This window comes from Scytonema sp. UIC 10036, from assembly GCF_009725235.1.
Genome location: NZ_WJFC01000225.1, coordinates 1 through 21,121 on the forward strand (window position 1 = coordinate 1; position 21,121 = coordinate 21,121).

The 21,121-nt window shown below is 44.6% G+C and carries 32 protein-coding genes; 23 read left to right on the forward strand and 9 right to left on the reverse strand.

Translation table 11 applies throughout. The features are described from left to right. The 4 genes from F7734_RS52030 to F7734_RS52045 all read left to right on the forward strand — a co-directional run. On the forward strand, positions 1-759 hold a 759-nt coding region (locus tag F7734_RS52030; protein WP_207714416.1), incomplete at its 5' end, for a hypothetical protein. Between the two features lie 7 nt (positions 760-766). Continuing rightward, positions 767-1,015, forward strand: a complete 249-nt coding sequence (locus F7734_RS52035; RefSeq protein WP_155752112.1) for a hypothetical protein — start codon at positions 767-769, stop codon at positions 1,013-1,015. Next, a complete protein-coding gene (locus tag F7734_RS52040) occupies positions 1,012-1,221 on the forward strand; it encodes a hypothetical protein (RefSeq protein WP_155752113.1) in 210 nt (69 codons plus the stop codon). Before F7734_RS52035 ends, F7734_RS52040 begins: the two co-directional genes overlap by 4 nt. A 111-nt stretch (positions 1,222-1,332) precedes the next feature. Beyond that, positions 1,333-1,497: a hypothetical protein gene (locus F7734_RS52045; protein ID WP_155752114.1), complete on the forward strand. Its 165-nt coding sequence runs from the start codon at positions 1,333-1,335 to the stop codon at positions 1,495-1,497. 209 nt (positions 1,498-1,706) lie between these two features. Here F7734_RS52045 and F7734_RS52050 read toward each other — a convergent pair whose 3' ends face one another. Next, a complete protein-coding gene (locus F7734_RS52050; RefSeq protein WP_155752115.1) occupies positions 1,707-1,964 on the reverse strand; it encodes a hypothetical protein in 258 nt (85 codons plus the stop codon). Between the two features lie 38 nt (positions 1,965-2,002). Continuing rightward, positions 2,003-2,410, reverse strand: coding sequence for a hypothetical protein (locus F7734_RS52055; protein WP_155752116.1), 408 nt, complete (start codon positions 2,408-2,410; stop codon positions 2,003-2,005). Between the two features lie 203 nt (positions 2,411-2,613). On the opposite strand from F7734_RS52055, the gene F7734_RS52060 reads away from it, so the two are divergent. The 7 genes from F7734_RS52060 (at position 2,614) to F7734_RS52090 (ending at position 8,403) form a co-directional block, all read left to right on the forward strand. After that, complete coding sequence (locus F7734_RS52060; protein ID WP_155752117.1) at positions 2,614-3,243, forward strand: hypothetical protein; 630 nt, start codon at positions 2,614-2,616, stop codon at positions 3,241-3,243. Between the two features lie 107 nt (positions 3,244-3,350). After that, positions 3,351-4,535, forward strand: coding sequence for a hypothetical protein (locus tag F7734_RS52065; protein ID WP_155752118.1), 1,185 nt, complete (start codon positions 3,351-3,353; stop codon positions 4,533-4,535). A 79-nt stretch (positions 4,536-4,614) separates the two neighbouring features. Then, positions 4,615-5,169 carry a hypothetical protein gene (locus tag F7734_RS52070; RefSeq protein ID WP_155752119.1) on the forward strand — a complete coding sequence of 185 codons (555 nt, stop codon included), beginning with the start codon at positions 4,615-4,617 and terminating at the stop codon, positions 5,167-5,169. 27 nt (positions 5,170-5,196) lie between these two features. After that, positions 5,197-5,781, forward strand: coding sequence for a GIY-YIG nuclease family protein (locus tag F7734_RS52075; RefSeq protein ID WP_155752120.1), 585 nt, complete (start codon positions 5,197-5,199; stop codon positions 5,779-5,781). A 303-nt stretch (positions 5,782-6,084) separates the two neighbouring features. Next, on the forward strand, positions 6,085-7,062 hold the full coding sequence (locus F7734_RS52080) for a tyrosine-type recombinase/integrase (protein WP_155752121.1): 978 nt from the start codon (positions 6,085-6,087) through the stop codon (positions 7,060-7,062). 82 nt (positions 7,063-7,144) lie between these two features. Beyond that, a complete protein-coding gene (locus F7734_RS52085; protein WP_279239867.1) occupies positions 7,145-8,125 on the forward strand; it encodes a pentapeptide repeat-containing protein in 981 nt (326 codons plus the stop codon). Further along, complete coding sequence (locus tag F7734_RS52090; RefSeq protein ID WP_155752122.1) at positions 8,122-8,403, forward strand: pentapeptide repeat-containing protein; 282 nt, start codon at positions 8,122-8,124, stop codon at positions 8,401-8,403. Before F7734_RS52085 ends, F7734_RS52090 begins: the two co-directional genes overlap by 4 nt. Before the next feature lie 221 nt (positions 8,404-8,624). On the opposite strand, the gene F7734_RS52095 is transcribed toward F7734_RS52090, so the two are convergent. Beyond that, the gene (locus F7734_RS52095) at positions 8,625-9,185 is read right to left on the reverse strand and encodes a hypothetical protein (RefSeq protein WP_155752123.1); all 561 of its coding nucleotides are present in this window, start codon (positions 9,183-9,185) and stop codon (positions 8,625-8,627) included. A gap of 192 nt (positions 9,186-9,377) precedes the next feature. On the opposite strand from F7734_RS52095, the gene F7734_RS52100 reads away from it, so the two are divergent. Next, complete coding sequence (locus tag F7734_RS52100; protein ID WP_155752124.1) at positions 9,378-9,992, forward strand: helix-turn-helix domain-containing protein; 615 nt, start codon at positions 9,378-9,380, stop codon at positions 9,990-9,992. Positions 9,993-10,285: 293 nt separating this feature from the next. Beyond that, positions 10,286-10,435 (forward strand): CopG family transcriptional regulator, encoded by a 150-nt coding sequence (locus F7734_RS52105; protein ID WP_155752125.1) that lies wholly within the window; start codon positions 10,286-10,288, stop codon positions 10,433-10,435. 35 nt (positions 10,436-10,470) lie between these two features. On the opposite strand, the gene F7734_RS52110 is transcribed toward F7734_RS52105, so the two are convergent. From F7734_RS52110 to F7734_RS52135, 6 genes are all read right to left on the reverse strand, one after another. Then, a complete protein-coding gene (locus F7734_RS52110) occupies positions 10,471-10,845 on the reverse strand; it encodes a hypothetical protein (protein ID WP_155752126.1) in 375 nt (124 codons plus the stop codon). Between the two features lie 151 nt (positions 10,846-10,996). Beyond that, entirely contained in the window at positions 10,997-11,215 is a 219-nt protein-coding gene (locus F7734_RS52115; RefSeq protein WP_155752127.1) for a hypothetical protein, read from the reverse strand. Further along, on the reverse strand, positions 11,196-11,429 hold the full coding sequence (locus tag F7734_RS52120) for a hypothetical protein (protein ID WP_155752128.1): 234 nt from the start codon (positions 11,427-11,429) through the stop codon (positions 11,196-11,198). Before F7734_RS52120 ends, F7734_RS52115 begins: the two co-directional genes overlap by 20 nt. Before the next feature lie 67 nt (positions 11,430-11,496). Beyond that, positions 11,497-14,835 carry a hypothetical protein gene (locus F7734_RS52125; RefSeq protein WP_155752129.1) on the reverse strand — a complete coding sequence of 1,113 codons (3,339 nt, stop codon included), beginning with the start codon at positions 14,833-14,835 and terminating at the stop codon, positions 11,497-11,499. Between the two features lie 315 nt (positions 14,836-15,150). Further along, on the reverse strand, positions 15,151-15,471 hold the full coding sequence (locus F7734_RS52130) for a hypothetical protein (RefSeq protein WP_155752130.1): 321 nt from the start codon (positions 15,469-15,471) through the stop codon (positions 15,151-15,153). After that, positions 15,468-15,629: a hypothetical protein gene (locus tag F7734_RS52135; protein ID WP_155752131.1), complete on the reverse strand. Its 162-nt coding sequence runs from the start codon at positions 15,627-15,629 to the stop codon at positions 15,468-15,470. Before F7734_RS52135 ends, F7734_RS52130 begins: the two co-directional genes overlap by 4 nt. A 314-nt stretch (positions 15,630-15,943) precedes the next feature. Between F7734_RS52135 and F7734_RS52140 the strand changes: the two genes are divergently transcribed. The 10 genes from F7734_RS52140 to F7734_RS52185 form a co-directional block, all read left to right on the forward strand. Beyond that, positions 15,944-16,672 carry a hypothetical protein gene (locus F7734_RS52140; RefSeq protein WP_155752132.1) on the forward strand — a complete coding sequence of 243 codons (729 nt, stop codon included), beginning with the start codon at positions 15,944-15,946 and terminating at the stop codon, positions 16,670-16,672. Then, positions 16,656-16,850, forward strand: coding sequence for a hypothetical protein (locus tag F7734_RS52145; protein WP_155752133.1), 195 nt, complete (start codon positions 16,656-16,658; stop codon positions 16,848-16,850). The genes F7734_RS52140 and F7734_RS52145 overlap by 17 nt, the downstream gene beginning before the upstream one ends. 254 nt (positions 16,851-17,104) lie before the next feature. Further along, positions 17,105-18,409 (forward strand): hypothetical protein, encoded by a 1,305-nt coding sequence (locus tag F7734_RS52150; protein ID WP_155752134.1) that lies wholly within the window; start codon positions 17,105-17,107, stop codon positions 18,407-18,409. Positions 18,410-18,547: 138 nt separating this feature from the next. Next, a complete protein-coding gene (locus F7734_RS52155; RefSeq protein WP_155752135.1) occupies positions 18,548-18,760 on the forward strand; it encodes a hypothetical protein in 213 nt (70 codons plus the stop codon). Then, positions 18,754-18,999 carry a hypothetical protein gene (locus tag F7734_RS52160; protein WP_155752136.1) on the forward strand — a complete coding sequence of 82 codons (246 nt, stop codon included), beginning with the start codon at positions 18,754-18,756 and terminating at the stop codon, positions 18,997-18,999. The genes F7734_RS52155 and F7734_RS52160 overlap by 7 nt, the downstream gene beginning before the upstream one ends. 1 nt (position 19,000) lies before the next feature. Next, positions 19,001-19,513, forward strand: a complete 513-nt coding sequence (locus tag F7734_RS52165; protein ID WP_155752137.1) for a hypothetical protein — start codon at positions 19,001-19,003, stop codon at positions 19,511-19,513. Further along, a complete protein-coding gene (locus F7734_RS52170) occupies positions 19,494-19,940 on the forward strand; it encodes a hypothetical protein (protein WP_155752138.1) in 447 nt (148 codons plus the stop codon). Before F7734_RS52165 ends, F7734_RS52170 begins: the two co-directional genes overlap by 20 nt. After that, positions 19,937-20,185, forward strand: coding sequence for a hypothetical protein (locus F7734_RS52175; RefSeq protein ID WP_155752139.1), 249 nt, complete (start codon positions 19,937-19,939; stop codon positions 20,183-20,185). Before F7734_RS52170 ends, F7734_RS52175 begins: the two co-directional genes overlap by 4 nt. Continuing rightward, a complete protein-coding gene (locus F7734_RS52180; protein ID WP_155752140.1) occupies positions 20,139-20,840 on the forward strand; it encodes a hypothetical protein in 702 nt (233 codons plus the stop codon). Before F7734_RS52175 ends, F7734_RS52180 begins: the two co-directional genes overlap by 47 nt. Positions 20,841-20,891: 51 nt before the next feature. Continuing rightward, positions 20,892-21,121: hypothetical protein (locus F7734_RS52185; RefSeq protein ID WP_155752141.1), on the forward strand; the 230-nt coding region annotated here is incomplete at its 3' end.

Consider the following 21,121-nt stretch of genomic DNA (forward strand, 5'->3'; position numbering starts at 1 on the left):
ATTGATGCTTTCTCCAAGGGGGCAACAATGAACCAAAAGTTTTTATGGGCTACTAAACATTGGGGATTGGGTGTAGGTGCGTCATTGGCGGTTGTTGGTATTGTCCTGGCAGCACCGGAGAATATGAACACTTGGCGGCGAGTGGAAAAAACTAGCGAGTTCTTCGGACAGACCTACACCGAATCCACCTACATCCGCATGGATGAAATTATCCCACAGGGGTATGAAGTAACAGCTCTAGCCTACGGTAGACACGAGATGAAAGCCCTTGGCGCTGGACTTCTTTTCCTGGGAAGTGCTATGGTCTGGGGTTTCGCTCAAGCCCTAGTCCCAGAATATGAGCGATTAGAAAAAACCAATCATAGGATTCGCAAGTCCGAATTTGAACTTGAAGATATCCAAATTCAGCAAAATACGGAAGTCGCTCGATGGTCTATTGAACTGGACGCTCAAAGTGATATTTCAAAAATGCTCAATCCACCCAAACCTTATATTGAGGAATCGGTAGAGGATGAGGAGGAATCAGAGCAGAAAGCGCTTGAAGGGGCTAAGTTTTCAGATACCTACACGGGGTTTTTAGGCTGGTTGCAATCCAAGGAGATTCGGCAAGCAACAGTTAGAGATTTAGCTCAAAAGTCTTTTAACGGCAAAAAAATCCCCTCTGAACAAATAAGGAAGTGGGTTGATGAGTTGTGTGTTGATGGACTAGCCGAATGGTTGGATGAGGAGAAAAAAGAATTTAGATTGTTGAATCAATAGAAAGCAAATGATGGACATTAATATCAAACAGCTTCCATTTTCGGTGTGGTGGCAAATCTCAGAAATTAACGGTACTTGGGCAAACGTTGCTTTCAAGAAGTGGGCAGAAACAGTTGACGAAAACATCTTGCAAGCAATGAAACTTGATGACTGGGAAGCTGTAGCGGACACACTTGGCTACAGCTTTGAATGGGCTTGCAAGCAATACAAACAGTATCGCGCTTCGTCAACAAACCAAGAGGAGGTAAGGATATGAACGCATACCGAGGCAAAGTGTTCACGGGGCAGAATGATGACTACACCTACGGAACAAACACAGGACTTAGTTATAGCGAAGTGAGAAACATCATTGATGACGAACTGGAGGAATTAGCGCAGGAACAAGACAGTTTTGTAGCGGAATTCTTCTCCAATCCCTGCCAAGAAAGGTTAGAAAAACTGTTAGAAATTTTTACAGTTTAACTATTAATAATTTGCTCATCTTTTAGGGAATTCTTGTTAGTTGAGCAAATCTCTTGAGGGGCTATTGACTAACCTAGTTTGAAGTAAATGTTTTGAAATTTGGAGGAAAAAATGACTTCACAACACGGGCAAGCTTTTGATGACAAATTTAATTCTATTGTGAATAAATTGTCCTCAATGGCTGATGACGATCGTGACGATAATAACAATGATAGTAATGATAGTAGTGACCAAAATCTTTTTACTGATTTTGTAAATTGGTGTTGCGGGAAGTAAGTAGTCCAGCGATCGCTAACTACTAACCCCAATAACTAACCCCAGTGCGATACTGGGGTTTTTTCGTGGACAACACCGTTGGCGCAAGGTGAACAGCGAACTATGCAGCAGCGTTTATGTACAGCGTGCCGTTATGGAAACTTTTCTATAACGGAAGTTACTCTCTCAAAAATCTGAAAAATTGGGAGAGTAACTGTTTCATTTTGTGCTTACTGTTCGCCTTTGACAATCCGTAGCACTTGGTTCAAATCTCTCTTAGCATCTTCATAGCGCCCATGCTCCATGCTCTCTTGTGCAAACTGTACCCACTCAGTTAATTGCTCTATGTCGGGTGTAGTAGCAAGTGTAGACGCAGGTGTAGAAATTTCAGCAATTAACTTGTCTAGCGCCTCTGCTATACGCTCTCTAGATTCTGCTCGTTTTGCTACGCGCCAATCTTTGAGTATGCGATCTCGCAGTGCCTCCAATTCCCCCTTACCAAGCCCTTGAGGTTGGGAATTGCCTCTCAGGCGGCTAACTCCCCCAAGCGCTCTTCCAACTTTTCTATACGTTTGTATAGAGTAGATTCTAGCACGTCAAGTCGTTCGTCTAGCTTCTCCTCTATACTTTTGTATAGATTCTCCTCTAGCTCCTCTTTTATACGTCTGCATAGAGGACCCTGTTGTATGCGGAGTAGCACCTCTAGCTTTTCGTATATGTCCTCTCTAAGTTTGTCCTTGAGGTTGTTTATCACCTTTGAATCGGGGGCAATACCCGTGTATAACGCCTCACCCTTTGCTAGGCGGTTTCCTGCCACGTACCATTTAACAAATTCCAATAAGGCAGAGGAAGCGCTAACCCCTTCCTCTTTGGTTGCAGCCAAGAACGCATCCCAAATGTCTTCTTCAAGCCTAAAAGTCGCTAATTTACTCATTGCTATACTCTTTGCTATATCTGTATAGAGTCTATCATTTGTATAGCAAAATGTATATAAGTTTCTCTGATTTAATCTTCTCCTATGTATAGCAAACTGTGATAGAAAAAATATAGCATTTGTATAGCATTGCGCTATAGTTTGTATAGAACACAAGGGCGAGCGCTTCAAGCCCACTACTTCATTAATTAAGGAATTCAATCATGTTGTTAACTCAAGCTATCTCCGCACAACAAGCTCTCTACGCAAATATCGAAGCTGAAATTCAAGCCCTTCAAGCACGCCAAAGAGAAATTCAAAGTTATCTACAGACCCTTGGCGGAATTGAGTCCAAAATGGAGTCTGCCGCATTGCTTGTACAGGAGGCGATCGCTGAAATCAAGCAGCATTGCCCTGATGAACTCCCAGCTTACCAGACCTTGATTAATGGATTCTTTGATAGCACAGTCGCTGGTCAGATCGCTCCTAGTGATGACACCGATCCTACTCCCCCTGCGCCTCCTACCCCTCCTACTCCTCCAGAAAGTGAGCCTGAGACCGTTACAGTAGACGCAGTAGCCGTGGTTGATACGGATAGCGTTTCTCCTGTGGCTCCTTCAAAAACCGTTGACCCTACATCAGCGATTGCTGCAACTGTTGATGATGCCGATCCTACTTCAAACAAAGGAGGTGCAATAGCGGTCGCCTTGCCCACCGTTTCTATGGTGCCAAGCATGAAAAAAGCTGAACTCATACAGCACCTACAGGCACTTGGAATGTCCACTGATGGGACTGTCAAAGACCTCAAAGTGAGGCTTGGAACGTATGTGATGCAACGCAAGACTGCTGCATAAGGGCGATTGCCACCGTTCCAGAAACTTTTCCATAACGGAGGCGCTGCACAGCTGTAGGAGGCTTGCAGCGCCCAACCCCAAAACTACACTAATTTAGAGGTATCACAATGTTCGCACAAAAAGTTCAATCCATCGAAGCCCAAATTGCTCAGTTAACCCAGCAGTTAGACCAATACCGCAGTTTGGAAGCTGAATTAGAGCAAGCATTGGGCGCGATCGCACGCCTAAAATCAGTAGCAGCCGAATTGGCTGTAGTAGATGAGGTAGAAGCATCTCTGGGACTATCCAACAGTGGATGGCAGGAAGAGAGAGAAGAGTTCAAGGCGAAAATCAAAAACCGCGATCTACGGATTGAGCGACTGGAGAAAGCATATAACGATGTTGCATCTGAGCGAGACCAGCAGTTAACCGCGATCCGCGAACTAGAACAGAAGCTTGAGGCACAGCAGGTTTCAGGATGGGTGAACTTGGTAGAGCCGCCAGAGGATTGGGGAGTAGATGAAGATGAGGAACCGGAAATCACTGAGGAAGAAGCACGGGCAAGCATTCTCCCACCAGAGCCAGTGCAATTATCAATTCCTGCGAGTATTGAGGTAGGTGATTTGGTAGAGTGTCCCAGTGGCAAGATAGGTCACGTGACGTACAAGTGCATCATGCATGATAAAGAGATGGTCACTGTTAACGTTCCTGGCGGGTCAGTCAACTACCATGTAACAAGTCTCAAATATCTTGGGAAGCACCAAGAGCCTACACCCGTGGAAGAAATTCTAAAGTGCAAACTCTGGGAAGAGATGCGAGATATTGTCTTGGCTCATCCAGAAGCCCTGGTAGAGACAATCAAGCAGAAGCCAGAACTTGAGCGAACATTACCCGGTACGATTGCGGTTTACATCAACTTCAAGGGGAGAGCTTTCGAGAAGGATTTGGAGGTATTGCCTGCTGCCATAGCAGAGAAAGTTAGAGCTTTGTTGAACAGTCCAAATTTAACCACCACTGCCAGCAGCGATGTCTCCTACTCCAAAATCCAGGAAACAGCGCGAGACCTTTACGGCTTCCGCACTTGGGGGCAAATCCGGGGTGTACTGCAAGGCTTTGCGCCTGCGACAAAGGCTGAAATTTTGAAGGAGTTTGCGATCGCAGCGAACAACAAGACCAAGGTCAAGTTTCTAGAGAACCTGCCCACGCTGATTGTTAAGTATTGCAGTGATTCGGGCGATCGCACTGACCTTGAATGGTTGCCTAGAACTGTAGCAAGGAAGGTCGAAGAGTTGCTGGGACAAGCAGCTGCTTAATGTACTAATTATGTAGTACACCACTGGGAAACCTCTTCCCAGTGACAACTAACCACTAATAGCTAATAACTAATAACCAATGTCCAACGACACAGCACAACTGCTAGCAGCATTGACCAGACAGGAAGAACTACTCAAGCGCCTCCTATCCGCACTGGACAAGCCCAGATTAGGACTCCACAACGACGCGGGAACCTGCAAAATCTATTGCAACAGACAGCACGGACATCTCTGGTACAGCCTGGACGCTGACCGGAACCCCAAACCCATTACCGCAACTGCCTTGACCGGATACCTCAAAGAGTTGAAGTTTGAGCAGACAGAGAGACGCGGCAAGCCCTGCCACAAGCTTGTAGCCCAAATTGCGGCTGATAGGGTCTATATCTTAGAGAGCGGACATGACACCCACTTCAGCAAGGGATTGTTAGTGGCAGTGGCACTCATGACCCCACAACAACTACTACAGCCCATCACCATACAACCAGCGCCGGGAGATGATGACAGCGTTCTGTTCTGTCGTGTTTGGTGCGGGTCTGAGTACATCAAGGTGTCTTATGATGAATCAGCTAATTTCAGGGAGATTGCTAAGGCAGCCTTAGCCAATGTCAAGAGCGCGAACGAGATGCCGTTTTAAAGAGAACTTCATTCCAAACACACAGCCATGACGCAAAACGCATCACTATTAACTGAACTACGAAAACAACTCACCAAAATGCCTGAAGAATCAGGTGTGTACTCAATTACGCTAGGACAACTGGCTTATGTTGGAGAGTCTCGTAATATTAAGAACAGAGTCACAAAGCACTTGTCCAAACTAAAAAGCAACAGGCATTACAACAAAACTTTGACCAAAGCTTTTCTTGAATCAGCTACAGGTAGTCTAGAAGTTTTAGAACTTTGCCGTCCTGAAGACACAAAAGCAAGGGAAAAGCATTGGGGGTTAATTTTGCAGCCTAGATTAAATGAAGCTGTCCAGTGGGATGTTTTACAGGGTCAGCATTGTTCCCTACCTCATCTAGCTTGTGGCTTAGGTGCAGGTATACACCCGCTCAGACAGCTTGGCATTATGTTTGACTCTCCTGAATTGATAGATCCAATGGAAAGGTTTTGGAGAGATTTACTAAAAGCGTGGCGCTCAGAGACTCAATACCAAATCCTTGTCGAGGGCGAACGCATTTACGCATACCACGATCCTTCTAAGGAAAATTGTGAGTATTGGAGCGCTGACCGATATTTTTACACCTAGAACTTAAATGCTGTTTTTCTATGCCCCTGCTGAAAAAGTGGGGGCTTTTTCTATAATTTTGCATCCAGGAAGAATCCGGGAATAAACATTCTCTGACTAATACAAATGCACTGCCACCAACCCGGTTACACTTCTCTATGTAGTACGCCACACTAGGCACGCTGTACGCCAAGTGTGGTCACATTTTGGGGGAGAATGGGTGAATTGAATAGCAGGGAACAACCGTTTTCAGCAATTCGACTTCATTAATAAGAGGGGTGGACTACCAATCACGACCCCTCTTACTGTTATTTACCTACCAAAATGCTAACAGAAATTGTCTCTAAGACATCCACAACTACTAGTGTGGATGTACCAGTACAACGAATGGCTGACGTTTCCGGCACTGCCCAGCTTGTTGCTCTCTGGCTGCATGGCAAGTCCCCAAAATCTCAAAAAAGCTATGAGCGAGACATCCGTGAGTTTGTGGCGTTCCTCTCTGGACAACCAACAGCCCAAGCACGGTTAAATGATGTTGACCTGCGAACGGTCACGCTCAACGACGTGCAAGCATTTCAAGACTACCTGGAAGTGCGATCGCCCGAACCTCGCCCCGGAGTTAAAGCCCTACCCACTGGCAACCTATCCCCAGCAGCTGTCAAAAGAAAGCTTGCCTCAGTCAAGTCATTGTTGCGGTTTGGCTGTGAGGTTGGCTACCTGAAATATAACGCTGCTGTCCCGGTCAAGCTACCCAAGCCAAAAAATACGGTTGCCGAACGTTACCTGACCGAACTTGAGGTGATGACGATGATTGCCCTTACTACCAACGAGCGCGAGCGGCTAGTGCTACGACTGCTTTACCTGACTGGTGCTCGTGTTGGGGAAATCGCAAATTTAAGATGGTGTGACATTCAACCCAACCGCGACGGCAGAGGACAGGTAACTCTATTTGGCAAAGGAGACAAGACCCGGTTTGTGGTCATCAAGCCCGATCTGTACGCTTCCCTTGTTAAATATCGTGGCAACGCTGGCGATAATGACGCGGTGTTTCCTAGCCGCAAAGGTGGCACACCTCTGTCAGCAAGACAAATTAATCAGTTGGTTAAGGATATTGCGATCGCCAGTATTAAGAAAGATATCAGTCCTCACTGGTTGCGCCATGCTCACGCTACCCATGCCCTAGACAGAGGGACAGCACCGCAGTTGGTACAAGCAACGCTTGGGCATGAAAGCTTATCTACTACGGGCAAATACGCCCACGCCCGCCCGCATCAATCCTCTGGCTTGGATCTACCCGGTTAGTAGCGCGGTAACTATCACGCCCGCGCTACCTACACGCTAAGCCTAATAATGGTTCATCTTTGCACTTGCCGTTTTAAGGGGGATGATTGAAAAAATGGGAAAGAAGAAAATCATATTCATTGCATCAGCTTTGGTACTAGTTACAGCATATACAGTGGCTTGTATAAGGTTTTCATATAGCGACAATAAAACTTTAGGAAAGCAAGAACCTGAAGGATTGAAAAAGTTACGCCCAGGACTTGAGAGAGTCGGTAAAGAAAACGATCCGCTCCTTCGTGAGTATATATTACAAGAGGAGGCAGCAAAGTCCAAGAAGACTGTAAATGACTACCGCTTACTTTTTCAAAGCTATCGTAAAAATAAGACAGAATTTCTTCCTGAATACCCAAAACCAAACTGGTCAATATTAGCCTGGGCTTCTTGGTTTTTTAAAGAAGTTGCACCTAACAAAAGAGATGAACTATTAAAGAATAGTTTTTTAACAATTATAGAGAAAGGTGTTTTAATAACTGGTGCGCTCGCTGTAGGGAAATGGCTTTGGGAATCGCCACAACGAAAAAGACAAGAACTTTATCAAGCATTACAAATTACTCATATCATACTTGGCAAGCCTCTTCAAAATACGAAAATCAATGCTCTTGAAACTTTAAATAGGGACAAGGTTTCTTTACGAGGCTTGACAGCTGAAAAAGAAAATTTAAATAATATTAATTTGCAGAATGCCCAACTGCAAGAAGCCAACCTCAGTAATGCCAACCTCATCCATGCCAACCTCATCCATGCCAACCTCATCCATGCCAAGCTCATCCGTGCCAAACTCATCCGTGCCGACCTTAGCAGTGCCGACCTTAGCAGTGCCGACCTTAGCAGTGCCGACCTTAATGGTGCAACCTCAGAGATGCCAACCTCAGAGATGCCAACCTCAGAGATGCCAACCTCAGAGATGCCAAACTTGAACGTACAATTTCCAAATACTCTATTACATACAAACAAACTGCTAGACTACGAAAGTAGCTCTGATTCTCTGATCCGACCTCAGTGTGCACTCAGCGTGCCAACATGAGCGACTATCGTGCAACCTCTATGCAGATGTTCAGCGTCAACCTACCGTGCGACCCTCACGTGCGCCTATCCGTCAAACTACGGCACTCATATGCGCTCTTGATTGCTCCATTGATGCACTCATCCGACCTCAGTGGTGCCAACCTCAGAGGTGCCAACCTCAGCAATGCCAAAGACCTAACTCCTAAGCAAGTCAAATCTGCCAACAATTGGAAGCAAGCAAAGTATACTGAGGAATTTCGCGCCAAGCTGGGGTTACCGCCAGAACCAGCTAAGTAGATCAAGAGAGTAGCAATTAGCTTAGAGTGCCAGCTTGAGCCGTATCGCCGTGAAACTCATCACCCTGAGCGATCGCCCACCCTGTAAACAAACGTTAAGCACTGTGCCAGTTGTAGCCTGACACTACATCGCGAGCGTGCTTATTTTTCGTTCGCCTTGTAGCACGAAAACATCCGGCGTGCGTGCTTAACAATGTGCCAATCCGATATGGAAACGTTTCTCTAACGAATGAAAAGCTTTACTTCTGGGAATAGTACCTTGATTTCATTCCAGAGTCCTATAACAAAGCTCCCTATCAAGAGAATTGCCCCAGAGATGGCTGTAATGATAGTTGGTAGTAGCAACCAAAACCATATGCAGTAACTTTTTTCTTCATGTTCCTGCTCAAAATTCTGAATGTCATTGATTATATTTGCAGAGTTATTCGCTCTCAACATTCGATTTATTTTTCGCTGATACAATGCATCGCTAATCATGTTGTATACTTCAGAACTAATAAAGATGCAGAGTGAAATTGTGATCAATAGTCCAGAACTTAGCATTGTTATTTTGGGTAAATCATCCTTTACAGACCTCCAAAAAGCAAAGAAGCCTGCGTAACCCGCAGCAATGACTAGATTTGTATATGACCTAGTTTTGTCATAAGCACGCGTCTGTATATCCTTTAAAAAGCTGACTATTTTTTTCTGTCTATCTTCATCAATGTATTGCGAGTTTTCGTTAAGCTTCCTAATTATTTTCTCCTGAGTTACCATAATATTTCTCATCAGTGGATCATGCATCAATCAAGCCTCACCCAGCGTCTAAAGTTATACTGAACTGTTCTAAATTAACCTAAATCCATTAAAGCCCCAACCCTAGAAAAAAAATATTGCTAGGGTGATAAACTAGCACACCACGGCGATCGCCTGTCCATATTGCCAAATCCCGCCAAACAGGAGATAGTAGGAGCTTGCGGAGTTTGGCGAGTTTTTATGAACAAGCAGGAAGCAGCAGAATTCCTTGGGGTCAGTGTCCGAGCGCTAGAGCGTTACGTCCAGCAGGGGAAAATTAGCGTCCGTTACGAGAAAGGTAAGACCCGACCAACAGCCAACTTTGATGAAACGGAACTGAAAGCATTTAAAGAAGAACTCTACCAGCCAAAGCACAAACCTGCTGTAGAAGCTCGCCAAAACACGACAGGAAAACACGGGCAGAAAGATACAGCATTTTACCAGGATGAGGAAGGGGCGAGTTTTGACGAAGATCCATCAGATGAAGTTCGCCAAATCACGACAATTGAACACGACCAGCAAGATACAGTCGTTTACCAATCTGGCGAGATTGCGGAATTTGGCGAGAGTCCGTCAGTTATCGAACGCCTGTCAGCAGTCATCGAAACGTTGCTGGCTAGAACTGGGGAAGATACTCGTGTCCGCGTATCCGAGAAGTTACTGCTAACCATTGCGGAAGCTCAAGAGCTAACCGGGTTACCTCGCCAAGTCTTGAGAGATGCGATTAACGAAGGGAAGCTAAAAGCCAAGGTTATTGGTCGAAGTTGGAGAATCAAGCGATCTGACCTGCAAGAGTTTGTAGACAAGCTGTTTTGAAACTCGCCACCCCATCTTAATACTCTTTTGATGAAACTCCAGATATATTCATGCGTTCTTCACTCCGTAATTTGAATTCACCGTTAAACTATGCGTATATACAGACAATAACTAAATGAATCTCTATAACTCAACTAAAACGCCTCCAGAAATCACGCCCTGGAGGCGTTTTAGTTTTTGAGGATGCCCGGTTTGGTGAGCGAGCGCTTATCCTGTTAATAACCATTAAATGCTATACCACTTGTTGCTCATGTAGTGTTATAACCAGCAACTATGTGTAGCAATTTGCGGTTATGAATAAGCGATGGGCAGTCAAGCGAATTACCTTGAATTTGGCTTATTGTGAATCTGAGAAGCTTGAAAAGTATTGTCAAGAGACTGGCAGACCAGCAACAGATGTGATTCGGGAACTCATTAGAAAATTGCCCATGCAGTTGGATTGATTCAACCACCGTTACGGAAACTTTTCCATAACGGTTCATGGCGACTCTTCCTCTGAGCCATCGTTTAAGGTATCGCTCGCTATCTTCAACTCTCCTACAACTTTCAAAGAAGCCGCGATCGCCTGGATACATTCAGCGTCATCTCTTGTCCTTGCCCTTGTATATCTTCTCTTCAACTCTATAAGCGCTGCATTCAGGTTAGCGATCGCATTTGTCGCCCATTGCTCGCTCAATATTTTTCGCTTTTCTGTAACAATACGTAACAATTCTAAATCGGTAGAAGCTCGTTTTCGGTACCTATGAATACTTTGCCGCGAAATTCCCCAACGTGCCGCCGTATCCTCATCGCTGTAGTAATCAGTTTCAGCTAGGATTTTTGCGATCGTTTCATCTGGGATTTTTGCTGGCATAGGCTTGAACCATTCTCAGTGTCACCTTAGTAAAACTTAGCTTTTTTTTAAATGCATCCGACTCAAAAATGTATCAACCTCGGCGGCAAAGGCGGCATTCCGTTTTTTTAACTACACAACTATTCTACCGACCGGACCAGCGCCACATCCGTTATGGAAAAGTTTCCTTAACGGGCAGATCCAATAGCCTCTGCCAAATTGCAAGATAGGCAACCAGTTCTTCTTCAGTGACACGGTGACGGCGATAGAGAAAATCTCTACGAGCCGCCGCCCGCAAAAGATCCAATGCTTCTGTTAATTGGCGATCGCTTATCAATTTTTTCAGTTGCGATCGCTCCTCAAGAGTAAGATTAAGCTGAAAACTTTTCATTGCGTTTCATGGGGAAAATTGCTTTGCGGCTTTTGTATTGTCCAGAGCACATCAAGTCCAAGTACCTTGAGGCTGCACCAAGGTCGTACACAGAAATTAGTTGCGCCTGATTTTTGTGAGCGCGATTTGCTAATGGATACAACTTCTCGAAGAGAGCGATCTCTTCTTCGGTAGGTGCCACAAAAACGGCTTCTTCATACACGCATTCTTCCATTACTTTTGCTCCTATATCATACAATGCGACTTTTGTCTAGGGTACAGACTGTATAAGAAAGTCGAATTTACGTGGTAGCAGTGTCGCTATCTGATAAATTTTTTACCAATGTTAAATCGCTGACTGGATACGAACGATGAGCTTGATGTTTTTGGTTGTCGCCGTCATTAATCCAATAGATAATTGCTTCACCTATCTCGTTGAAAAACTCAACCACCCCTGATTGTCCATTACGAACGTGGTAAGGCACTGATATTGTCACGCTGTCACCTACTTGGATTTGTGGCTCAGTTTCTTGCGGGCGCTCGCCTTTTTTGGAGTTGTCACCACTGTTAATGGTCTTTAGATTTGCGACCGCCTCGCGTACAACTGTTCGCACTGATTCGATCTCGTCTTGGCTCAAATATTGCTTAACTAAGGTTTTTTGTTCTTCCGTCCAACCTGATAATAATTTCGCTAGCATTGCGCCTATGTTTTCTTCCTGCGACATTAATAGCTCGCGAACATTTTCTGCATTGGTGGAAGCATCAAATTGAGAGGGGGTATTCTCGCACACCACTTCCACACCAGTTCCCACACCAGTTTCAAACTCTGAAACGCTTGTAGAATCAGCATCGCACACCACCCACACCAGTTCAGGTGAGTTTTGCTCTACTTTGGGGTCTACAGCATTTTTTTCTTCAATGGATGAAGTAGAAATTTTGTTTTTCTCTTCCACACCAATGTTGCTCAAACTGGTGTGGGTGGTGTGGAACTCTTGATTTATAAGGCTTAATTGGTGTGGCGATTGGTGTGGAACTGGTGTGGAAGTGGTGTGGGAGTCTGTTTCAACTGGTATGGGTGTACCTTGAGTAATTATGCTTATCCCTTGCAAAGCTTGTAGCACCCTCTTACCACTGGGATGTGGAACGGTTATCAACTTTGCTTTGGGGAATAGTTGTTTGAATCGCGGAATTACTTGGTTGACTGCTTTAACATTTTTGTCGCTGGGCTTGGCTTGCTCTGCCCACATCCGCTTTTTACCATCTTCCTCAAGGGTGAGTGTTCCGTTGCTTATGTACCACTGTTCCAGATGATTCCAAATGTCCATAGCGGTCATAATTTTGTCTGGGGCATATTCTAAGCCGATGTCCTCGCAGAACTGGATTAAATGGTTATTTTCTTTCTGCATGGAGCGGAAGGCTTCTGTTGTACATTCATAATCAATACCCTCAGCTATAAGCGCCTCCAGTGCATCAAACATCTTGTTAAGAAAAGCAGGTGCAACATTGATGCGGACAAATTCATCATCGTAGGCGAAGCGTGGATCGGCTTGTAGCTCGTTTGGATCGTTAGGGTCAGGGTTGTTTTTAAAAGTTTTTCGGAATTCGATGACAGCAATTCTATCCTGGATGGCTTGAAGTACACCATGTAGGGATGGCGTTTCGTTTAAATTGAAAATCCCAGGAGCTTTTGGGATAAATTCAATGTGGTCTTTCCCCTTGCGTTCGCTGTGCAACACATTGCCAGTAGCAAATAACTTAAGAGATTGAATTCTGTCAAGTCTAGCGGTTTGGGGGTTTTCGCTCGCCCAATTCATTCGACTGTATAACAAAGGTGCTAGCGCAAATTTGCGACCATCATCATAGTGAGCAAAATCTGCCAAAGATACGCTGGTCATGCCGCTATGCCCAAAAATCGTTGACATCGTTTGGCGTAGAGCGTCTTTACCGTTTGACCCCAAGCCGCAAGCTAACAACACCCGCACTTCTCGCCCACGGCGCTTCCTCACCTCTGGCAAGTCAATTGAAGCTGCCAGGTTTCGCAATAGAACTTCTTGTTGTGGTTTGTCCAAGCATTGCAGCAACCGATCGCAGTCGGTTGTATCGGCTTCTGGGTCATATTTAATCAAAGGTTCGTAGGTGAAGTAATGTTTGCTGGGATCGTGTTCTTCAATAAATCGAATTGGCTTGTTGCCTTCCCACTTAACACCCACAACTCCATTAATGCAGTTGATTCCTGGTGGATTTAACTTGTTCGGGTCAATTTCAAATCTCATTTTGACCCATCTTAGAACTTGCTCTACCGCGCTTGGTGTGGCAAAGGGATAGGTTGCTTGCCGCCGCTCTCCCTGTCCAACGAAAACGCAGTAAGAATTGCAGTAACTTGCTATCCTGGGGCGTTCCACCGAATCTGGACTGTATCTATAGTAGTTTCCATCCCAGCAATAAAGTTTGTCGTCTGCCGATATCCAAGGCTTGCCACCATATAAAAAGTTAAGTGCTTGTTGGTTGAAGTGGGTATCGGGATTTAAGCTGTCCGGAGTCTCTTCGTTTTCTTCGGCGGTCTCCTGAAAGTTCTTTTCATCTGACTCTATCTGTGATATAATTGCTTCTTCTATTTGCTGCCTGAGTAATTCTACTAATTCTTCCCCGCTCATATTTTCTAAAATCTGTTCGATGTCTCCTTTATCTGGTATACTCTCACAGATTGTTTTAGCAGGAACAACTAAGAAGGGTAATCCTGCTTTTCGGCACGCTAGAGCAAATATTTCACCCTTTTTATCCCCTGTACCATTGCTATCATTATCAGTCAAGAAAATTTGTACGGGTTGTCCCAGGTCTTCTTTGAGCCGATCCAAGATGACCCGTAAATCCGACTCTCTCCAGTTGCTTCCTTGGGCTGAAATTGCAGCAATGCCTACTGACCGGGCAATCTCTACATTCTTCTCCCCTTCTACCCATAAAATAGCTGGAGTGCCGATGGTTTCTTCAGCCGCGTCTGTAACCTCATTCTGCTTGTAGCCGTACCAAGGAGCGTCTCCCTTTGTCCTAATCACCCTTCCGTTGTCATCTACATGAGTTTGTACAAAGGATTTGTTGCGTCCTTTATCCTTCGTCTTATCTTCCCAGTCAAACCGTAGCACTGATTGAGTTTCGGAGTATTGGTAAACCGTCTCCATAATCGTTCCAATGTTTTTCCCTGCTTTCGCCTCAACAGGTCTTGGGATGTAGCCCGGTTTCTGAGGTTGTGGTGTGTCTGTGGCAGGCTGGGGCAACAACACCAGCTTTGCATTAAAAGGTATTGGTAATGGATTGGGAATTTTCTCTTTGGGTTTCGGAGTTGCCTTTTTGGGGCGATCGCCTGTGCGTCCTACCTTTTCTTCCCATGGTGCGATCGCTTCTCTAATATCCGAACAATCGCATTTATTCCAGCACTGGTATGGAGCTGGTACTTTATTTGGATCGGCTGATATTGTCAGGTTATTACCGCCACATACCGGGCATATGTACCTATTCTTTTCCTTCGTAGGTTGCAGGCGGTCTATGAAATTCCGAATATCAAATGTCTCTATTTGAAGTTCGAGATTATTGAAATTAGAAAAAGTGGAGGTTTGCCCGTTGAGGATCGTGTTTTGATGTGTCATGATTGTTTTATGAATTTTAAACAACTGTTTTCGGGGTTTTCTGCGACAACAGGGTACCCCGTTTTTTGTTTTCTATGCCTAAGTTGACTTTTACTTTACATCTCCTGCGAATTTTGAAATTTCACTTGATGAAGCAAAGCCTAGTATAGGCGTAATATCACGATACAGCGAGCGGTTCAAGACCGCAATACTTTGCAAAGAGAGATTTATTGTGTTTTTTTAGGCACCGTTGCAGAAACTTTTCCATAACGGTCATTGCCCTCCACTGCAATTACCAGTGGTGAGCACAAGAGATTATTTTTGCAGTTACTAGCTCTAGCTCGGTGGACTGCTGCCACCATTGCGATCGCGCAAATATTCCCAAATCCGCCGAATTTCGGTTCGGAATTCTTGCCGATCGCGCTCAGTATTGCGTTCCAAAATTCGCAAAGCTACCTGATGGTCACGAGCAATGTCAGCAAGTCTGTTAACGGTGCGCTCTAACCGCGCTGTCGTTTGACTGGTGGTACGAACTTCTCGTCTCATACCGTTTTGAATTGTGCGGATGAGGTCTAGTTCGTCACCCAATTGGTCTAAGCGATCGTCTATATCGTTTAGCCGTGCGTTGATGTCCTCTGGTTGGTTACCGTTGGTCATTTGTTCCCCTCATGGCTAGTGATTGCGTCCAGAACAATTCTCTCTACAAGGTTGCTGATGGTACGTCCTTCAGAAGAAGCCCATTTTTTTAAAATTTCTTTCGTTTCTGGTGTACACGTAAACATCACTCTTTCTGATTTAACCTTATCTTCAGACATTTAAACAATTCAACACTCTGCTACTAGGATAAACTGTTGCCTCTCTCTAAAAAAACTGTTTAACTTAGTTGACAACTGTTGAACTCATAAACTAGGATAGCAAGTGTGGAGGGAAAAGACAACTAAAACGCCCACCACACAAAGATTTCAACCCACGGCATACACTGTGTGCTCGTGCCATGTCTGCACGGCTATCGGATGCTTGGGGGATCTGAATAACTGAATAAATAGACAAAGCCAAAACCCTAAGATCGCTACTGGCGTGAAGGCTGGGAACCGGACGGAAGACACTAACGGAGGCGAGAGTTAAAAATATGGGGTTAATTCAAGTCAAGCCCTATTGGTTAGACAAAGGTTATGACGAAAAGGAGTGGAAGCTAAAAGTAGCAGAGACAAAACGAAAAGCAAGAGAGCAGAAACAAAAATATCTTTTTTTACTGTCTCGTGCTAAACATACGTGGTTTGAGACTACTTACAGAGAAGCAACAGTTAGAGAGGTAAAGAGTTTGTTTCCTGGTATCTGTTTTAATGCTGACAAGCCTGACGACTGGTATCGGGTCACTCAACTTTATAGAGATAGATGCAAAAGCTATGAGATAGAAGCTAAAAAGCAATTACCTCCGCCTGTCCTCGTTACCGAAAGAAAGCCCTTGCCTCCGCCTATCCTTGTTCCTCAAAGGAAGTTCTTTCCAGAAGACGCTTCCAAACAAGTATGTTTACCTAGTACGCCTAAAACATTGGCAGAGCAAGAAGTATCTATTCGACTAGCGGCAGTATTAAAAGGCGTTAGAGAGGTAGCTAATAACGCTGGAAGAGTAGACGTACTCACTAAAGAGTACGTTATTGAGGTTAAAACTGCGTCTGACTGGAAGCATGGGATCGGACAAGTTCTTGTATATTCCCTTTACTACCCAAACAAAAAACCTGTCCTACTTCTATTTGGGGAAGATATCGAAATTTACCGTTCCATCGCACAAGAACATTGTGCAAGATTAAACATTTTGTATAAAGAGGAGATCGAATTTAATGGCTACAACAACTGACCGTGACAAGTATCGACCTAGAGTACAGTTTGTTTGTGACCGAGAAGTTGCAGACCTCTTGCAACAGTGGGCTAACCAGGAAAATCGAACGCGATCCAATTTGACTGAGACACTGGTCAAGGAAGCAATACAACATAGATTGGCTAAAAACGTGGACACTGTCACACCCAAAAAATAGGGTGGCAAAAGTGCCTAGTAATGGTTTTAGCAGCCTATGCACTCCTTATTTATTTTGTTGCGAGTTGCAGTTGTCGATCTGTAGTAGCTTGTTGAGGCTTGTTGCAACAGGCGCAACAGTGCAACAGGGGATGCAACAGCTAAAAACCAATTTAAGTAACAGGTTTCAGCCAACTGGCTATAAAAGCAGTAAATATCACACACGTACTTAAGTAATAGTATGTGACAGTAACCACATATTTTACAGGTGAACTTATGCCAAGAAAGAAAATTGCGTCAGAAGTTGATGCTCAAGAGATAGAAGAAACATCAGAACTGGTTGAAGAGAGCATCTCAGACATTGAAAGCGATGTAACTGCCTCTGAACCATCCAAGAAGCCATCTAAGGAGCCAAAAACCAAGAAACCGCGTGTTACCGTCCCTAAGAAAGAATTCATCATGATTCTGGATGGTGGACGATCGCAAATCAAAGTATTGGTCATTGTTGATGGTGAAGTAACCTCAACCCTTGTCTTGGAATCAACCATTTGTGAGGTAGACACCCCTCCTTTTGGCGAGCAAGGAGCTTTCTCCATGAGCCGTGAAAAAGTAGAGGTTGAGAGCAAGCAAAAAGACTTAGTAGAACATTGGGTAGTAGGTGCTTCTGCCAAGCTCCAAGGTAAAGAATATATCTCCATGAGCGATGGAGAAGACAACAAGGTAAAGTATTTTCCGATACTTGCCCTTGGTGCGATCGCCTCCTTACCAAATCTCTACGACCTCAGTACCGGAACCAATGAGAAAAACCGCTCGCTCACAATTAAACTGATTACCTTGAGCCTTGCTAATCCACTACAGCTAAAAGAAGCAATCAAGAAGTGTAAGTGGATGCGGGTAGACGGGATAAAGTACTCGCTCACATTCTCTAAAGATGCTCTTAACTATCCAGAGGGGTATGGAGCAAGCCTTTATGGGCAAGGTGAAAACAGGACTACACGCCCGACACTGTTTACTTTTGACGTTGGTTTCGGTACAGCTTGCGTTAGTGAATACAACAATCTCGGACGATTGCCCAAGCGAGTCGCACACAAACCCAATGGTGGTGGTGGAGTTGCTACATTAATCCGAGAGTTTGCTGAAGCGATCGCTAATAGTGATTCAGCTAAAGTCATTAAACCTTCGCAGTTGAGAGAAATTCTTTCTACGGCAATTATGGAGGATGGTAAGGTGCGGGCTGTTGCTCCAGATGGGAGAGATGTAGGTAACGCTCTTGAGATTGCTATCAAGAACTGGGTCAAAGATAGCCCTCTGACATTTGCCCTTGAATCCTTAGGCATCCAGGCTCGTAAACATCCGGTGGTCTTGTGTGGTGGTGGTTTTGCAATTCCACCAGTAAGAGAAATCGTAAAGGATTTTTTGGTTAAGGCAGGTATTCCAAAAAATAACTTGCTTGTTCCAGAACGACCGGAAATAGTTTCGCTAGTCGAAATGAGAAAGCTTTATTTACCAGAACAACAACACATAGAAGATATAGGAGGCAGCATTGGTGACAACCAGCAGCAAGAGCAGCAAGCGGCTTAGTTATAACGTTCCCGTTGAGCTTACGCCACTAATCAGACAAATTGCCGATCAAGACGGAGTAACCCCAGCATATTGGCTACGAAAAACTTTAGAAAACGCCGTTCGGGAAAAGTTTCTTGAACGGGGAGTGGGATGACTATGGCTAACACACAATTTCAAGAAAAACTCTTTGAGGTATTGCGATCGCTTGAAGAGTTAAGTCAATACCCGCAATGGCAGCACCTTTGCAATTCTGCTAGAGAGGCTGAAGAACCAACGCTTGAGGACGCGACAAAAGCTGTCTTGCAAGCAGCTTACTACTTGGCTGAACCCATAATTATACCAACACTTGAGGAGATTTTTGGATGTTAGATTGCACAGAATTAACCAAATCCAAGCTGTATATCATCTCAGGTAAACCAGGTCAGTGGCATTACTCATACAGTGTGGATGAAGCAAGGTCTAAACGCTATGTGTTTTGGAGGTTTGCGGCAAAAAACCCTAACCGCCGCGTGACCCTATCCCTGAGTCAAGAGCAAACACGTCGCGATGTCTGGGAACAACGCCAAGACATTCAATTGACCAACCTTGAGGCATTTAGAGGTCTTTAAGATGGAACCATTACAGTACTACGCCAGTGGTGAACAGTTAGACCGACTCTGTCAAAAGTTTGGAGGTCAATTAGAACTGTTAGACCGGACACAAAAACTACAACTTCGTACCATCCTCACCTACTTTGTGTTAGGTAGAGAAATGATGGGAGGTGAGTACAGCATTAACGATGCATTGGTAGATTCACTTCAACACTTGTTTGTTGAAGATCCACTTATAGAAGAATGTCTAGAGATTCTGCAAGGCATCACAGTGCAGAATGCTGAATCACTCCAAATTGCTCTTGTAAATCAATGCACGCATGGCAACGCACGGCTAAAAACCGCTACGGAGACAATGACTGATGAGTTAATGCAGCACGGGATATCAGCAGAACTTGCCAAGACAGCTGCATACATACTGGTGAAAGTAGATAACAGTTCAAGTGGGCGATCGCCTGCACAGCAAGAAATCATCGACCAAGTACACAGCATTTTAACCGGAGTAAAGCAACATGGTTTACCAAAAACCTGATGGTTCAACAGGCTTTAGCGCTCAGTTGCAATACGATTTTCTATTACAAGAACATCCTCTGAATTTGGAAGAAATTGTTAGTACAAAATTTCAACTTCTTAAATGGAATGAGCCTCTGAATGCCGAACATTGGGAATCCTTGCATGAAGAATTAAACCAAAAGATTGCTTCGGCATGGAATGAAAGCTCTCTCTTGGGATGGGATGAGGAAGATGAAGTTGTGAAAACCTTTGTTAAGGAAAAAGGGCTGAGTGAATTGTTCAGCGATGTCCCAGCATTGGCTGATGTTGAGGATGAAGAAGATGATTTTGTATGGCTCACAGAAGAGGACGAATTAATTGCTCAGTATGGCTTATCCAATTTAGAGTTTGTCCGCAATCAAGAATGGATCGATGACAGTTTAGAACATTACTTTGGTAAACCATGAAACGTGTTGTTATTCGCACTGAGACTACTGATACCACTGCTGATGGCACGACCACCACCAGCAAGACGGAGCGACTTGAGGAGTCTACACCTAGCGGACTTCTAGAGGCATGGGGATTCCTAATCCTCATCCTATGCACCTTCTTAATCTTTTTCGTGACCTATCGTATCGTCTCAAACATTACACAGAGAGAGAATTATGGAATTCAAGAGCGACAAAACCAACAAGACTACCAAAGCTACTAGCGCCTACGCTGTGACTACTGCAATTGTACCAACTTCAAAAGCTGGAGCATTCAAAGTGAATACTGATTCATTTGCTGGAGCGCTCCAAGGAGTGATTCCTGAAGGGATGCGCCCAATGGTTGCAGAGATTGGTCAGGGATTAGGCGTAGATTTGACAGACCTTTCCAAACTCACCAAAGAGCAGGTGATGGAAGCTAAGAAGCTAGCAGCGCAACTGGATGAAAAACTAATGTGCATGAAGGAACTAGCTCCATGCATCATGAAGTTTCTTGCCTTCCAAGTATCGGCAGCTGAGTTCCAAGCAGAAATAGTTGTTCAGGCAGCTAAAGCCAAAACCAAGATTGACCAAGCTGCCGCCAAGGCTTACGTTGCCTACTACCGATATTTGCGTAAGGCTCAAAACCTTGAGAAGCGGGTTAACCAACAACGGCAAATCATTGATGCTGCCTACAATGCCTTTGAATCCGTACAAGATGCGCGATCTAATGCCATTCTCTCAGGACTGAACCAGCAAGCGCGGTTAGGGGTGTCTACCGCTCAACACGCGAATTCCCTAAAACAAGAACGGCAACAGATTCTAGCTGAGAGAAAAAACAATCTCCAGCAGATGAAGCACGACTTAAAAACTTCTCACTTGGGATCTACCAATAGCTAATAAACAAGCCCCTAGCTCGTACTAGGGGCTACCTAATCAATGGAGCATTGTATGAGTATAGAAGATGATATTCCGACACCTAAAGCGGACGCGCTGAGGCACATAAAAAACTTGGGTGAAGCTGGTACATTTTTCTCTGTTAGTCTGGGACTTGCACTAGCTGCCGTGTACTTTCGACAGCTAGAAGTGGTGCTAGCGATCGCTTACGTGGTAGCTATTATTTACACAGTCCTTAGCTTTGACGGAAAACCGCGAGCAACATTCTTCCGATTTGCAGCCAT